Origin of the sequence: Capnocytophaga sp. oral taxon 412 str. F0487 (assembly GCF_000271925.1) — a bacterium.
In the GTDB taxonomy this organism is placed as follows: Bacteria; Bacteroidota; Bacteroidia; order Flavobacteriales; family Flavobacteriaceae; genus Capnocytophaga; species Capnocytophaga ochracea.
The window spans coordinates 118,856-134,634 of record NZ_AJZR01000061.1; the positions used below are offsets into that span (position 1 = coordinate 118,856).

General features: G+C 38.1%; 9 protein-coding genes. 2 read left to right on the plus strand and 7 right to left on the minus strand.

Translation table 11 applies throughout. The features are described 5' to 3' along the window. Nucleotides 1-35: 35 nt before the first annotated feature. The 5 genes from HMPREF1321_RS10860 to HMPREF1321_RS10875 all read right to left on the minus strand — a co-directional run bounded on the left by HMPREF1321_RS10860 (nucleotide 36) and on the right by HMPREF1321_RS10875 (nucleotide 7,398). Nucleotides 36-1,538 carry a hypothetical protein gene (locus HMPREF1321_RS10860; RefSeq protein ID WP_009422554.1) on the minus strand — a complete coding sequence of 501 codons (1,503 nt, stop codon included), beginning with the start codon at nucleotides 1,536-1,538 and terminating at the stop codon, nucleotides 36-38. Nucleotides 1,539-1,557: 19 nt separating this feature from the next. Then, a complete protein-coding gene (locus HMPREF1321_RS10865; protein ID WP_009422577.1) occupies nucleotides 1,558-3,228 on the minus strand; it encodes a RagB/SusD family nutrient uptake outer membrane protein in 1,671 nt (556 codons plus the stop codon). A gap of 12 nt (nucleotides 3,229-3,240) precedes the next feature. Then, complete coding sequence (locus HMPREF1321_RS10870) at nucleotides 3,241-6,285, minus strand: SusC/RagA family TonB-linked outer membrane protein (protein WP_009422549.1); 3,045 nt, start codon at nucleotides 6,283-6,285, stop codon at nucleotides 3,241-3,243. A 295-nt stretch (nucleotides 6,286-6,580) separates the two neighbouring features. Further along, complete coding sequence (locus HMPREF1321_RS11780) at nucleotides 6,581-6,706, minus strand: FeoB-associated Cys-rich membrane protein (protein ID WP_002675350.1); 126 nt, start codon at nucleotides 6,704-6,706, stop codon at nucleotides 6,581-6,583. A gap of 8 nt (nucleotides 6,707-6,714) precedes the next feature. Further along, nucleotides 6,715-7,398, minus strand: coding sequence for an SIMPL domain-containing protein (locus HMPREF1321_RS10875; RefSeq protein WP_002675347.1), 684 nt, complete (start codon nucleotides 7,396-7,398; stop codon nucleotides 6,715-6,717). Between the two features lie 678 nt (nucleotides 7,399-8,076). On the opposite strand from HMPREF1321_RS10875, the gene HMPREF1321_RS10880 reads away from it, so the two are divergent. Together HMPREF1321_RS10880 and uvrA are read left to right on the plus strand one after the other, a co-directional pair. Continuing rightward, nucleotides 8,077-9,081 carry a virulence RhuM family protein gene (locus HMPREF1321_RS10880; RefSeq protein ID WP_009422627.1) on the plus strand — a complete coding sequence of 335 codons (1,005 nt, stop codon included), beginning with the start codon at nucleotides 8,077-8,079 and terminating at the stop codon, nucleotides 9,079-9,081. 4 nt (nucleotides 9,082-9,085) lie between these two features. Beyond that, nucleotides 9,086-11,842, plus strand: a complete 2,757-nt coding sequence (gene uvrA / locus HMPREF1321_RS10885; RefSeq protein WP_009422547.1) for an excinuclease ABC subunit UvrA — start codon at nucleotides 9,086-9,088, stop codon at nucleotides 11,840-11,842. 55 nt (nucleotides 11,843-11,897) lie between these two features. On the opposite strand, the gene ric is transcribed toward uvrA, so the two are convergent. Both ric and HMPREF1321_RS10895 read right to left on the minus strand, forming a co-directional pair. Next, on the minus strand, nucleotides 11,898-12,623 hold the full coding sequence (gene ric, locus HMPREF1321_RS10890) for an iron-sulfur cluster repair di-iron protein (protein WP_009422601.1): 726 nt from the start codon (nucleotides 12,621-12,623) through the stop codon (nucleotides 11,898-11,900). A 903-nt stretch (nucleotides 12,624-13,526) separates the two neighbouring features. Next, nucleotides 13,527-14,984 carry a leucine-rich repeat domain-containing protein gene (locus tag HMPREF1321_RS10895; RefSeq protein WP_009419177.1) on the minus strand — a complete coding sequence of 486 codons (1,458 nt, stop codon included), beginning with the start codon at nucleotides 14,982-14,984 and terminating at the stop codon, nucleotides 13,527-13,529. Between the last annotated feature and the right edge of the window lie 795 nt (nucleotides 14,985-15,779).

Sequence of the window (15,779 nt, forward strand, 5' to 3'; positions counted from 1 at the left end):
TCAATTTGCCATTTATAGATAAACATCGATTACTACTAATAGGCGGTATATTCAATAAAGTTGAAAGTAGCGCTATATTTTTTTGTAGGATCTTTCAGTTCATTACCTGGTAACCAATCACCTCTATTAGATTCGGCACTGATACCTAATTCAAACTTAAAGTCATCTTCACCAAAGTTAGTTTTAAGTGTTTGTATTGGTTTATCATCTAAATAATATACCGCTACATATTTATTACCTGCTTTTTTCAATTCGATGGTGAATTTATAATCTTTATTAAGTTGTAAGACTTCTTTATAGCTTGACAATCCAGGCTCAGCAGAAGCGATAAACAAGAGCATTTCACCTTGTTTAGCACCGAGGCGAGTGCGATCTTCATCTTTTCCGTAACGAGCTACCATTTGGAACAAACGTTCTACAATTTTTGGGGTATCGGTATAGAAATAGAGAATCATTCCCATTTGTATTTTAGCTGGCTCGTTTACTTCTGGCAAACGAATAGAGCAAGTGTATTTACCATATCCTACTTGAGGTTTGTAATATGCTTTTGATACATTGCAATAGGAATTAGTGGTAAGGATTAATTTGCCGTTATCCAATTTGCTAAAGGCAGATCCGTCAGCTCCTACATTTGTCCATTTACCCCAATCATTAGGGAAAGTATTGAAATCCCAACGTTTTGCTTCTCCTTTATCGGGTTCAGGGGATTCGTCTATTGGATTTGTTTGTGTAGAAGGTTCTACGGGGGCTATAGAGTAAGAATAGGGGGTATAAGTTACATAATCCCACAAGCCATAGTTCTCTTGGTAAGGCCAGTTATCACCTATAAATTTAAGATTTTCTGTACTGCAAAAAATATAGAAAGGGTGTTCTTGCCCATAAGTGAGTTGCTGAGCGGCACACTTTACATCATCAATAATCCAAGTAGCAAAATACTTATTGCCTACTAATTGTAAATCAATTTTAAAGGTATGCCAAGTATTCTTTTTGATTTTTACTTTTTGTTGGACAAAGGGGTTATCTTGACAGGTGATATAAGCAATCACTTCGTCATCAGTAACACCCAAAGTTTCACGTTCCTTAGCGGTACCAGAGCCTACCTCGAAGTCCAATTCGTGTTTATCGCTATTCCACAACCAAGAGCCTATGCTCACACGTTCAGTAGCTCCTAAATCAGAGATATAGGTACGCCAGGTATACAGCCCAGCACCGTATTGTTTTTTGGTTTTGAGCTTTTTGCGTTGTTGTGTATTGGCTTCGGTATAGATTTTCACTACTTTACCGTCTTCGGCTTGTGTATTGCTTTCGAGAGAGGTTTGTGAAATATTGGCATTTTCATCTTGACTGGCATTGACCCAATCGTCGGCATTATCAAAGTTCCACTTCACTTGTTTAGCAGTAACCAAACTGCCTTCTTGTGGAGTTCCTATCTCACTGCGTGGGTTATCGTTAAAACGCCCATCTGCATCGCTTTTGTCGCAGCCTATCATACTAAGCATCGCAACAGCCATCAGTATTGGTTTTGTATAGGTTTTCATATGAGTTTACATTTAAGAATTATTGTTCTCTAAACGAACGGTTGTTTTGTAAATCAGTATATTTGTTGCTATAGACCCCTGGTATAGGATAATAACGACGCATATCATACACTTTTAGAGGATTGTTAAACTTCGGATAAACTCTCCATTGAGGGCTTAAATCATAAGGGGTTTTTACTACATTAGGGTCTCTTCTCGCATTGAGATTGGTTTGTTTAATTTCTAATTTTTGTTTGATTGTATCCATATATTTATCTAAACGATCTTTCCACAATCCCATACGAATAAGGTCAATACGGCGCAAGCCTTCCATATTGAACTCGAACAAACGTTCATCGCACAATTTACTACGCATTTCTTCTTTAGAAGCAAAGTTAGCCAAAGTATAATTGTGAGTAGTGCCTTGAAAAGCTCTTTGACGTATTTGATTAATCAAATCTACCGACTCTTGATTAGGACCATTAAGTTCGTTTAGAATTTCAGCTTTACAGAGCAGTATATCAGCATAGCGCAACAAAGGCAAATTGTTAGGTGTGTTATAATTATAAGTACCTGCTTTTTCGTAGAAATACTTATCAGTATACACATTCGCAAGCTCTGTAATACGAGGACTTGAAGTTTCATTATTAAGCGTACCCATTTGGGTTAAGGTAGGAGCTACATATTTCTGATTGGCATCGTTGATATTCAAGAATTCACCTTTTATAAATTGAGTTAGGCGTTCATCACTATTATCAAATTGCCAATAGAGTTCTAAAGGTACATTGAAAATATCCCAACCTTTGTTATAATCCCAAGAGGTAAAGTACAAAGCTAAATCGGAAGCACCTGAAGGTACAGTTTCACTACTTCGTACTGCAAAGATAATTTCGCTGTTGTACAAAGAAGCACGGGAGCGAGGGTTGAAAGGGTCAAAAGGGTGTGCTAGTAGGGTGTATTTTCCTGTAGCAATTACTTGGTCAGCGTATACTAAAGCGGCTTGCCAAGCAGCGGTAGCGTCACTTCCTTCTTCGCGCAATCTACCTGCTTTACGCATATATAAACGCATTAAATAACCATAAGCAGCTCCTTTGGTAGGGCGACCAGCATCACTTCCATTTATACTCCATTCTAAAGGTAAATTGTTGGTGGCAATCAATAAATCTTGTTCTATTTGGTTTTCTAGCTCCTCTACAGTTGCTAAAGTAGGATTGGCAGTAGTAGCATAGTAGCCATTGGTAATAAGAGGCACGCGGTAGAAAGTGTTTGTGAGCTGATAGTAGGCGAAAGCACGCATAAAATGTGCTTCGGCTAAGAGCTCAACTTTCTTATCGGCAGTTTTAAAACGAGATTCAGGCATTATTGAGATGTTGTCAATAGCAGTATTAGCACAACCTACCATTTGGAAGTTGCCGTTGTAGCTTGACAATAACTGAATATTTCCAGTAAGACCATTATTATTCAGGATTTCAAAGTCATTACCTTCTTTGAACCCGTCATCAGTAGAAAGGTCGTTGATGTAGAAAGTGCTTGGGTGAGTAGCGGAGTTCAAGTATCTGTAAATACCATTTACACCCTCTTGAGCATTTTCTTCGGTAGTATAGGCGTTATCGGCATTGTAAACAGAAGTCAGATCTTCTTTTAGTTCACAAGCAGTAAGTGATAGGCCTAAAACACCTACTAATGTATATATTTTGTAATTCGTTTTCATTTTCCTTCTGTGTTAAAAAGTTAATTTCACTCCAAAGTTAATGGTTCTGTAAGCAGGATAAGAGTTTAAATCTAATCCTTGTGCAATAGCACTGCTACCATTGGTACTGATATCGGGGTCGAAACCTTGGTATTTAGTGAAGGTAAGCAAGTTTTGACCTCCTACAAACATACGCATTGTTTTAAGGGTTTTCATATTCCATTTGCTACCATTGAAGGTATAACCCAATTCGATGTTGCGGAGTTTTACAAAATCGGCATCTTCTACGAAACGAGAATTTACATAAGAACCATAAAGTAATCCGTCATTCTTTTGATAACCATTACGAGGTACACTATTAGAAGCGTGAGCACGTGTCCAACGGTCAGAAGATGCTGCCAAACGGTTGTTATCTTCCAAATAGATACGTGTAAGATTGAGCATCTTAGCACCTAATGAGGCTTCAAAAAAGAAAGAAAAGTCAAAATCTTTATAAGTGAAGCTATTGTTGAGACCTATGATAGTTTTAGGAATACCTGTACCCAATACCGTACGGTCGTTTTCGTCTATTTTACCATCGCCATTAAGGTCTTTAAACTTAGGATCACCAGGCACAGATTTGATTTGAGGTTCATATCTTTCTCCTTGCTGAAGGATGCCATCGAATACATAACCGTAAATAGCACTAAGAGGCTCTCCTTCTTTGAGCATCATATATTCTTTTTCTTCATAAGAACCGTGAGGGCGTATGTATTGAAAACGAGGTTTTCCGTTGTTTAGTTTCAAAACCTCACTGCGGTTATGAGAGAAGTTAAATGCTGTAGTCCAGACAAAATCGTTTTTATTGATATTGGTAGATTTAATAGCCACTTCAAAACCTCGGTTTTCGATCTCACCATCGTTTACCATCATTGCGGTATACTCAAAACGGCGACCGTCATTCACATAGTTAGGGAACCCTCCTGAAGGGTGAATAGGGTCAGGGTTTAACAAGTCGTGAGTGCGTTTGATATAATAATCGAAGCTGGCTTCTACTCTACCAACCACTAAATCGATACCGGCATTCCATTGTGCGGTAGTTTCCCAACGTAATGTAGGATTGTAAGGGTTAGAAGGGTACATACCTTTAGTTCCTTCAGAACCCCCTATATACACATCGCGTACAGAGTATTGGTATTGTGATAAACCAAAGCGGATACCATCATTACCACTAAGCCCATAGCTAGTACGCAATTTAATACGGGAGAAAAGAGGTTTAGCAAATTCCATAAACTCCTCTTCTCCTAAGTGCCAAGCGATAGACCCCGCAGGAAATATACCCCAACGATAGTCAGCACCAAACACTGATGAACCATCGGCACGAACTGAAGCGTTGATAATATAACGGTTATTGAAGATGTATTCGGCACGACCAAAAACAGAAGCCTTCTTGATAGAGGATTCACCTGAACCTATCCAATCTAAGTGTTGGGCAGCTCCAATATTTTTGAAAGAGAATACATCGGAAGCAAAACCATAGGCTTGCACTTCATCTCCTTTACCTCTTTGATAAATGTAGGAAGTACCTGCGGTTACTTTTACATCGTGTTTACCTTCCATTTTAGGGTGATAAGTAGCCACACCTTCTATTTGGTGTTTTACGTTTTCTTCGTGACTGAGGAATGCTTGCCCTTTGTAAGACTGACCTATAGAAGTAGAACGGTCATAATACTTTTCAGTTTTTAAATGATCATAAGCATAGGTATAACGACCATTGATAGTAAGTGAAGGCAACAAATCAATATCGGCATAAGCGGTTGCATACATTGTATTAAAATGGCGATAGAGTTGTGCTCCGCTCATTTCTTCGAATACAGCCGGACGACGTGCTTTAATGCCAAAAACATCATATCCTTCTTTGTTTTTCCAAGGTTCCAAATTAAAAATGCGGTACATAATATTTTTATCAGAAGAGATAGTACCCATATCTAAGAATTTCTTTTTAGATTTGGAAAAACTCATATTAGCGCCCGCTCTTACTTTCGGACTTATCTTGTACTGCAAATTGATGCGTCCTCCATAACGATTATAATCGGTATTGAGCAGAATACCAGGTTCGGTAAGGTAGTTACCTGACATAAAAGCAGATAAGCGGTCAGTACCTCCTGATACAGAAAGTTGATGCAATACAGTAAAGGCATCGTGAGTGGTTTCTTTGAGCCAATCGGTACCTTTACCGCGATAGGTAGCTTGTTGAGCTGTCCATCGATTGTATTTTGCTAATCCTGTTTCATCATATAAGCGGCGGGTAAGTGCTATGGTTTCTCCAGCATCGAGCAAATCCCAAGGATTGTACATATTCTTATAAGAAGTTTGGTTAGAGTACTCTACATTAAAGCTACCTTCTTTACCTTTTTTAGTAGTAATAAGGATAACCCCGTTAGCACCACGAGCTCCGTAAATAGCAGTAGTAGAGGCATCTTTTAAGATTTCGATTGATTCGATGTCGTCTATACTGATTTGCGACATATTATCTGTTTGGAATCCATCGATAACATAAAGTGGTTCGTTATCGGCACTTACTGAAGAAGCGCCACGTACACGGATAGATACATTACCACCAGGCTCGAGTGAGTTTTGGCGCACTTGTACTCCTGAGGCACGACCCTTTAACATCTGTGACATATCGGCTACTACCCCTGCTTTTACATCATTGGTTTTGATGGAGGTAATAGCACCTGCTAAATCACGTACTTTGGTAACGCCATAACCTACGACCACTACTTCGTCTAACTTTCTTTGCTCTTCGGCAAGAGCAATATTCAAAGGTGAAGGTGTATTGGCGGTTACTTTTACATTTTGAGTTACATAACCCATAAATGAGACTTCTAAGGTTTGCCCTACCGATACCTCTATGGTATACTTACCGCTCATATCGGTACTGACACCCTTACTAGTTCCTTTAATTACTACCGAAGCACTCATTAGGGGCTCTTTGGTAGTAGCATCGCTGACAGTTCCACGGATAGTGCGTTGTTGCGCATAGCTCCAACTCACTAATAAGAACAACAGAACTGATAAAAATAGATTTCTTTTCATACAATGGTTGTTTGTTCGTTTGTTTTCGTATGGTTTTGATGGTTCAAAAGTACAAAATAGTTGAAAAAAAGGAGGTTTAAAATCGTCTATAAAAGGTTTAAAATCGTCTAATGAGTTTTAAGATATTCATAATCAAAGGCTAAAAAGAAGCTCTAAGAAAGTAATAAAAAGAAAAATAGCCTATAACAAATAGAAAAAAGATAAAAACAAAAGAATAAAAGATAAAAAAAGCCCCCAAAAAGGGGGCTGCGCAATTTAAAAATATATTACAATGCCGAGAAAAATCTCGTTATTCTTATCCACACTTACAATCAGTTCCTCCTCCACAACTTTTCTTTTTCTTTTTAAAAAAAAGTGTTTTTACGAGATAGCCCACTGCTATAACAACTAATATATAAGCGATGATTTCTTGTGTATTCATAGAAATATCTATTTATTGAGTAATTCAAAAGCTACATTTATTTGTGCTTCTACCGCTATTTTGCCTATTGCTAAGGTGTCGTCGTTAGCTTCCGCTCCGCTACTACCTAAACTCACTTTACTGGATCTGAAAGTAGGTTGTACATCGTTAAAGTTTGATGAAAGTTCTTTAACAGCAATGGCTTTGCCTATATTTTGGTCTAAACTTACCGCATAGAGCAATGCTTTTTTACGAGCATCTTCAATGGCAGCTACACGAGCATCTTGCAAATGCTTTTCTTTATTCTTCACATCGAAACTTACACTGTTGATACGGTTTACGCCTGCATCAAAAATAGCGTTCATCAAACTATCGTATTTGCTAATATCTTCTAATTTGATAGTAATATTTTGTAAAACGCGATATTTATTAATCTTGTTATAATCGTCTTTATAAAGTGAAACATAGCTGGTTTGGAAGTTTTCCTTTGGCAGTTCTTTACTCAAAGTCTCCAAGACCTTGGCTACTTCTTCACTGTTTTTTTGTCGCAAATTTTTAAGGTCAAGTCCTTCTCTTTCTATACTGATAGAGATGTTTACGACATCGGGGGTAACATATACAATGCCTTCACCTACCACTTGCACCGAAGGCGTTTGGGTTTGTGCTATTGCCATTGTAGAGACTAATGAGAATAATAAAATGTACTGTTTCATATGTTTGTTTTTAGTTTATTATATGCAATTTATATGCCAAAGGTGCGAGGTTGTAGCACAATAGGCAAGCGGATAATTTGGAAATTAGCTAATAGTTAATGATTAATGGTGAATGGTTAATTTGGGAGAGGACTATACAAAGCTTATAGGATAGATGGACGAAGAGTGGCTCTACAGTGGCTCTACAGTGGCTCTACAGTGGCTCTACAGTGGCTCTACAGTGGCTCTACAACGGAGACTAACCAAAGATTAACTGAATACTAAGTGAATACTGATTGAGTTTAGAATGTTACTAATACCAATCAAGGGTTGAATTAACCTATTGATTATAAATATCCCCCTTACAATACCTTTCTCTCGCTGGCTATCTTCAAAGGGAGACCGTGCAAAGCACACGGGGAGATAGAAAATTAGCAAATGAAACAGGAAATTAATTGAAGAAGCTCGGAGGCACAAGCTACAAGAAACGCATTGGCGGAGGGATTCATTTAATTCACGGATTTTAGTAACAAGTTGCTTAGATTTTACAAAGACATTCTTCAAAAGAATACTGTAAATCAGAATTATATATAGAAATGATATTAACTTTTAATTTTGTATGTTTGCTATAGTAAGAATTTTTCCTATTAGCCTATTTGTTAATTATTTCGTACCTTTGCCCCCTCGATAGATAAAACAATGAACACACAACAAAAAATCATCATTTATAAGACCGACGACGGTAAGGTGAAAATCTCTCTTTTTGCCAAAGACGGCTCGGTATGGTTGAACCAAAATCAGCTTGCTGACCTTTTTGACACCTCTGTTCCTAATATCAGTATGCACATATCTAATATACTAAAGGATAATGAATTATCTCCAGATTCAGTTATTAAGAATTACTTAACAACTGCCTGTGACGGGAAGAATTATGAAGTTACTTTTTACAGTTTGGATATGATTCTGGCGATTGGATTCAGGGTACGCAGTAAGCGAGGAGTTCAGTTTAGGCAATGGGCAAACCAGTACTTGAAAGAATTTATGGTGAAGGGATTTGTGATGGACGATGAACGGCTGAAAAACCCCGATGGGCGACCTGATTATTTCGACGAATTACTCGCCCGTATTCGCGACATTAGAGCTTCAGAAAAACGCTTCTACCAAAAAATAAGAGACTTATTTATGCTCAGTAGCGATTATGATAAAACCGATAAGGCGACCCAGATGTTTTATGCACAAACTCAAAATAAAATTCTATATGCTATCACAGGTCAAACGGCTGCTGAATTGATTGTCAGTCGTGCTGATGCTTCGCAAAACAATATGGCACTTACCTCGTGGGAGGGAAACATTGTGAGGAAAGGGGATATTTACATAGCTAAGAATTACCTTACTGATGATGAGATTGATAGCTTAAATCGCTTTGTAATGGTATTCTTGGAATCGGCGGAATTAAGAGCTAAAAACCGACAAGACATTACTATGGATTTCTGGCGTGAGAACATCGATAGGATTATTGAATTCAACGATAAAAAAGTACTAAAAGGCAATGGCTCAGTGAGCAACGAACAAATGAAAACGATAGTGAGAAAAGTGTATGACGAGTTTGAAGTGAAACGGAAACAATATGATGCTCAGCAAGCTGACTTAGAAGATTTGAAAGAAATAGAAGAGTTAGAAGCGCATATAAAACTGCTAAAATAAACAAATGAAAACCAAAGAGATACTTATAAAGGGTGCGAAATTGCACAACCTTAAAAATATAACTGTAGGAATTCCTCGTAATAAGTTAGTGGTGATTACAGGACTTTCGGGCTCGGGCAAATCATCATTGGCGTTTGACACGCTTTACGCCGAAGGACAGCGCCGTTATGTGGAGAGCCTGTCGTCGTACGCGCGTCAGTTTTTGGGTAAGTTAGACAAGCCCAAAGTAGACAATATCATAGGGATTGCGCCAGCCATTGCTATTCAGCAGAAAGTAAACACCTCGAACCCACGTTCTACTGTGGGCACTTCTACCGAGGTGTACGACTACTTGAAACTGCTCTTTGCTCGTATCGGGAAGACGTATTCGCCAATTTCGGGACAAGAGGTGAAAAAACATACAGTTACCGATGTGGTAGATGCAGTGATGCGCTATCCCGAAGGCACAAAACTGTTGCTTTTAGCCCCTGTGAGTATCCCCAAAGACCGTACCGTAGAGCAAGTGCTCAAACTCCTATTACAACAGGGCTATGCACGCATTCTATACAAAGAAGAAATCATCCGTATTGAGGAAGACAACTTGCCTAAGAATCTCGACAATTTCCAATTGGTAGTAGATAGGGTGATTGTGCGTCACGACGAAGACTTTCAGCACCGCCTTGCCGATACGGTAGACACGGCTTTCTTTGAAGGGAAAGGTGAATGCTACATTCAAGAAATGGACGGAGTGGTACAAACGCATTTCAGCAATCGGTTTGAGTTGGACGGTATCACTTTTTTAGAGCCTAACGTACACTTGTTCAGCTTTAACAACCCTTATGGGGCTTGCCCAAAATGCGATGGTTATGGTGATACTATCGGACTTGATGAAGACCTTATCGTACCTAACAGAGGTCTTTCGGTCTACGAGAATGCTATCTATCCCTGGCGTGGCGAGACGATGAGTTGGTTTCGTGACCAATTGGTGAATAATGCCTATAAGTTCGATTTTCCGATACACAAGCCTTGGTTTGAGCTCACCGATGAGCAGAAACAATTGGTTTGGGACGGTAACAAGTATTTCACAGGACTCACCGATTTTTTCAAAGAGTTAGAAGACAAAAGTTACAAAATACAAAACCGAGTGCTCTTGGCACGCTATCGCGGAAAAACGCGTTGTCACGAATGCCACGGAAAGCGTTTGCGCAAAGAGGCTAACTACGTGAAAATAGCAGGGAAAAGCATTTCGGACTTGGTAGAATTGCCTATTGAAGAACTACAAGTCTTTTTCAAAGAACTCAAACTCACCGACTATGAGCAAGAGGTAGCCAAACGATTGCTTTTAGAAATTAACAACCGCTTGCAATTCCTCACCGATGTGGGCTTAGGTTACTTAACGCTCAACCGAAAATCGAATACGCTCTCAGGAGGGGAAAGCCAACGCATTAACTTAGCGACCTCGTTGGGAAGTAGTTTGGTAGGCTCTATGTACATACTCGATGAGCCCAGTATAGGTTTGCACCCGCGCGATACCGAACGACTGATAAGCGTACTAAAATCCTTGCGCGACTTAGGCAATACGGTGATTGTGGTGGAGCACGACGAGGATATTATGAAAGCTGCCGACTACATCATCGATATAGGTCCTGAAGCGGGTACGCACGGTGGCGAAGTAGTAGCGACAGGCACTTACAACGAACTTCTAAAAGCCAACACCCTTACGGGGAAATACCTCAGTGGGCGCTTAACAATTGAAATACCCAAAAAGCGACGCACTTCGCCTCACTACATCACTTTGGTAGGCTGTCGCGAGAACAACCTTAAAAATATAGATGTTACTTTTCCTTTGGATATGCTCACGGTAGTTACAGGGGTATCGGGTAGTGGAAAATCGACTTTGGTGAAAAAACTGCTCTACCCTGCCATTCAGAAAGAATTGGATTTAGGCGGAGAGAAAATCGGTCAGTTTACCAAAATAGAGGGTAAATACAAGCACTTGCAAAGTGTGGAGTTTGTAGACCAAAACCCTATTGGAAAATCTACCCGTTCAAATCCTATTACCTATATTAAGGCTTACGACGATATTCGCGCCCTCTTTGCAAATCAGAAGTTGGCAAAGATGCGGAATTTCCAATCTAAACATTTCTCATTCAACGTTGATGGGGGTCGTTGTGAAGTATGTAAAGGAGAGGGTGAAGTAACCATAGAAATGCAATTTATGGCTGATGTGCACCTCACTTGTGAGGCTTGTGGAGGCAAACGCTTCAAAAAAGAAGTGCTTGAAGTGATGTACGAAGGCAAAAACATAGATGACCTGCTGAACACTACTATCGATGATGCCATAGCCTTCTTTCAAAAGCACAAACAAACCAAAATAGCCGAAAAGCTAAAACCTTTGCAAGATGTAGGTTTGGGGTATGTAACACTGGGGCAGTCCTCCTCTACTCTATCGGGTGGGGAAGCCCAACGGATAAAGTTAGCCTCGTTTCTATCGAAATCGGACAGTAAAGAAAAGGTGCTTTTCATCTTCGATGAGCCTACTACCGGTTTGCACTTTCACGACATTCGCAAGCTCTTAGACTCACTGCAAGCCCTCATAGAAAAAGGGCATTCGGTAATTATTATAGAGCACAATGTAGAGATGATAAAATCGGCTGACTACGTGATAGATTTAGGCTTAGAAGGCGGTGCTAAGGGAGGTAATCTCATAGCAACGGGTACGCCCGAAGAAATCGCTAAAAACAAAAAGAGCTACACAGGAAAATACTTAAAACTGAAATAAAAAAGAGTTCGGTATTTTTACCGAACTCTTTTTTATTGATAATCCTAATAATAAACTACGCTTGACGAAGTTGTTTTTCCAAAGCAATAGCTTTAGGGAAAAGGATATTGTTTTCGAGGTGGATATGACGATTTAAATCGGTTTCAAACTCTTGCAACATTTGATACGTTACCTTGTAAGTATTACAAGCGTCGGCAGGAGGCGTATAGTTATTGGTAAGCTTTACTATTTCCTCGAAACGCTCACCTTCTGCACTGTGTTCGTGCATCATCATTGCGATAGGGTTCTCTACCGTACCGAAAGGTATATCGCCAAGAGGTTGCCCTGATTGTTGTGCTTTTACGAGGCTTTCGATAAAAGGGAAAAGCACTCCTTCTTCTTTTTTAAAATGCGACTCGAGGTCACGAGCACTCTCATTAAAAATACGATTGATTTCAAAGAGTTCAGGGTGACGCTCGCCGTGCACACGACATAGCTTATCGAGAAACTGCAAGAGCATAGGGGTTTTGTCGTGCACGTATTGGTGATGAATGCGCACAATATAGTTGGCAAGCAAGTCGAGAGGCCAATCGCGTACATCGACCTCGTTACCATTGCCTTTGGGGAGTGCTTCTAACTCGCTAATAAGCGCGTTTTTCTCTACTCCTTTTTTCTCACAGGCTTCGTCGATAGTACGACCGCCTTTGCAGCAAAAATCAATACCGTGTTTTTTAAATATAGCGGCAGTGCGAAAATCGTCGGCTACGATTTCGCCAATGGTTTTGTTTGTTGTTATACTCATAATGATTTAATTTGAGAGGGCAAAGGTACGAAAAGTATCCGGATAATAAAAGTGTATTATATCTTTTTTTTATTATACAAATACTATACCTTAGGAATAAGGTAGTTTTTGCTTTTAACATTCCTTTTACATTAACAAATATTTAAGACCTTCATTTTAACATTAAGAAGGTACTTAAATCCTTTTATCGTTCTAAAATGAATAAAGAAAAAAGTGACACAATAGCTTTTTTATAAGGATTTCGGGCATTTTAAAGAAGATAATATTGTCTTAAAAGGGCAAAAATAAAACTTTAACATTCTTTGCGTTATTCTCGGGATTTTAACATTTTCTTTGCGTTTTATCTGTTAAAAACAGTTTTTTAACAGATAAAACGCAGTGTTTTTAAAGATTTAGTGTGTAATTATTAACAGTAAAATAAGAATTTCAGCGACGATAGTTATATTTTTTTGCATATTTTTTTGAATATTTTTTGGTAGTTACATTTTTTAACGTATCTTTGTGCCATCAAAAAAGATAAGAGACTTTTTCATAACCAACAACAAAGAAATAAACAAACTACAAGTTGTGTATAAAAACAAGAATGTAATTGTAAACAAAAAGTTTTTTTCATAATTTTTATTTTTAAGTTTTCTTTTTTATTATTAAATTCAAGAGGCTTCTAAGGGGTTAGAAGCCTCTTTTTATTTGAGCCGGCCGACCGTAGCACGGCAGGCACTTTAATTAGGCAAATACAATTTGAGGCGAATTTGGGCTAAAGAGTGAAACTATGCCTCAGAAAAAGTAGTAGCACGACGGACAATTGATTTCAGAATTGGAGTGCTTGAAAGATTATACATAAAAAACCGTTATAAGCTATACTTATAACGGTTTTTTATAATTATTATTTTAAATATTTAATTCTTATGGGATAGGAAATGGTGTATAACCATTATTTTGCAAACCTCTGAAATTAGAGGTTAATTCACCACTCCAAACTGTTTTATAGGCTTGTATACTTGAAGCTGGAACATATAGTACTAAGTTTTGAGCAGTTCTTATACCTCCAAAACTACTATCAACAGCAGGAGGAGTTGTAGCTCTACAAGTTACTTTTACAAGGCTTGTACCTGAAAAAGCAGCTCTTCCTATTTTTTGTAAAGTAGCAGGAAGGTCTACTTCTTTTAATTGTGTATTTTGATCGAAAGCTCGTTGTCCTATAATTTTCACATTAGACATTTCTACTCTACGTAAATTGAAAGTTCTTTGAAATGCGTTTAATTCTATTTCTTCTACATTATTTAAGTTGATACTTTCCATCACACTTTGATCTTTAAAGGCTTCTGTAGCTATTTTCTTTACATTTGCAGGGATAATAACTGCTCCTGTAAGTGTTACTCCAGCTTTCACACCTTTAAGTACATCTCCTTCGATAATAAAGTTAGAGGTATCTACTTTGCTTACTGTAATAGTTAGGCTAAGTTCACGACCTTTACCGTTATCACCATCGCTATTAGTGAGTTTAAATGTAAAAGTACCTTCTTTTTTACCTGTTACTTTTATACCTGTAAAATTACCATTAGAAAGTTCTTTTCCTACACCGTCTAATTCTTTTGCATACTCAACAGTGGCAATATCATTATTTACACCTTCGAAAGTAAAGGCATTGTTATAGATATTGGCTAAATCAATACGTTTGGTTTGTCCAACTCCTACTTCACCGCTTTGTACTGCAAGGAAAGGAGCTCGTACGTGTACAATAAAACTTCCTTGGGGAAATTCACCTTTATCGTTTTTCTCACCTGCAGTATCTTCAAAGTATACTTCACCAGTTAGTCCCTCGCCTATTCCTGTTACAAAAAATCTATTTCCATCTTTGCGTACTTGTGCTAAAGCAGTGGAAGTAGATCTTATATTTACTTTATCTATAGTACCATTATATTTCTTTAGCAAATTTGTAACTTCTACTTCTACGTCTCTATCAACAAATACGGTTTTACCCAAAACGGCTATACCTCTATCTGTTTTCATTTCGTCTTTTACAGTTACATTGATATAGGCAACTCCACCAGTTTTACTTTCTATTTTCACACGGGTTTCACCTACTTTACCGCCTACTTTTTTGCTAGAAATAATAACATTAATATCTCTTCCCATATTGGCGATAGCCACGTCTACATCTTCAGATTCGGGCTTTAGGATACCGTCGGGGGCAGTTACTTTCACGGTTGTTTGCCCTCCTAAGTTAAGGGTGACAGCCGTTTTCTCTAATATGATATTAGAGTCTCCCTCTTTATCGTCTTTTTTGCAGCTGAACAGGGTTGCTGAAGTCAACACTAATAAAGCTAACATCATTAGTCTAGTTTTCATTGCTAAATACATTTAATTAAATTTCGCTACAAAAATAGGTATTTTTACAATACAAAACAAACTTTTAGAGATAATATTATCTACTATTTTGTGTCATTTGTAACATTTTATGTTTAAACATCTGACAATCAGGTAACTTTATAAGAATTTTATTAGAGTAAAATTATTGTTTAATAAGAGAAGTATAGGTTAAACGTATGAGGTTTTCTTTAAAGAAAATCAAACAAATAGGTAGGAAGCTACCCAGAAAGTCTTTCAATTGACAATTGATAATTGATAATTGACAATTGATAAATGTGATGTGTACGGATTAGCAACTTGCATTGAGCTAATCGGTTGATTATAAACATCCCCCCTACCCCCTTCAAAGGGGGAAGTAGCGATGCTTATCATACGTGAAGAACATAACTATCAATAAAACAATATAGTATTTTTCTTCAACTCTTAATTCGCTTTGTATATATCGAACTGACCTATACTTCATAATTTTGTGCAGTTGCTCTGTGAGACGCCTGACGAACTTTTAATAAACCTTAAACAGAACTATAGTGGGCTTATAGTGGCTCTACAGTGGCTCTACAGTGGCTCTACAGTGGCTCTACAGTGGCTCTACAGTGGCTCTACAGTGGCTCTACAATGGCTCTACAGTGGCTCTACAATAACGATTAATTAAATTATAATCGAACATTAATTGAGTTTATAGTGTTTTAAGTTAATATGAGATTGGTGTAAGAGAAAAGTGTAGCTTACGCTACAGAAATCTTACAAATCTTAAAATAATCAAACAAATAGGTAGCAAGCCTGGAA

Coding starts and splice junctions, on each gene's coding strand:
- HMPREF1321_RS10860 (WP_009422554.1), bottom strand. CDS start 1,538: ATGAAAACCTATACAAAACCAATACTGATGGCTGTTGCGATGCTTAGT.
- HMPREF1321_RS10865 (WP_009422577.1), bottom strand. CDS start 3,228: ATGAAAACGAATTACAAAATATATACATTAGTAGGTGTTTTAGGCCTA.
- HMPREF1321_RS10870 (WP_009422549.1), bottom strand. CDS start 6,285: ATGAAAAGAAATCTATTTTTATCAGTTCTGTTGTTCTTATTAGTGAGT.
- HMPREF1321_RS11780 (WP_002675350.1), bottom strand. CDS start 6,706: ATGAATACACAAGAAATCATCGCTTATATATTAGTTGTTATAGCAGTG.
- HMPREF1321_RS10875 (WP_002675347.1), bottom strand. CDS start 7,398: ATGAAACAGTACATTTTATTATTCTCATTAGTCTCTACAATGGCAATA.
- HMPREF1321_RS10880 (WP_009422627.1), top strand. CDS start 8,077: ATGAACACACAACAAAAAATCATCATTTATAAGACCGACGACGGTAAG.
- uvrA (WP_009422547.1), top strand. CDS start 9,086: ATGAAAACCAAAGAGATACTTATAAAGGGTGCGAAATTGCACAACCTT.
- ric (WP_009422601.1), bottom strand. CDS start 12,623: ATGAGTATAACAACAAACAAAACCATTGGCGAAATCGTAGCCGACGAT.
- HMPREF1321_RS10895 (WP_009419177.1), bottom strand. CDS start 14,984: ATGTATTTAGCAATGAAAACTAGACTAATGATGTTAGCTTTATTAGTG.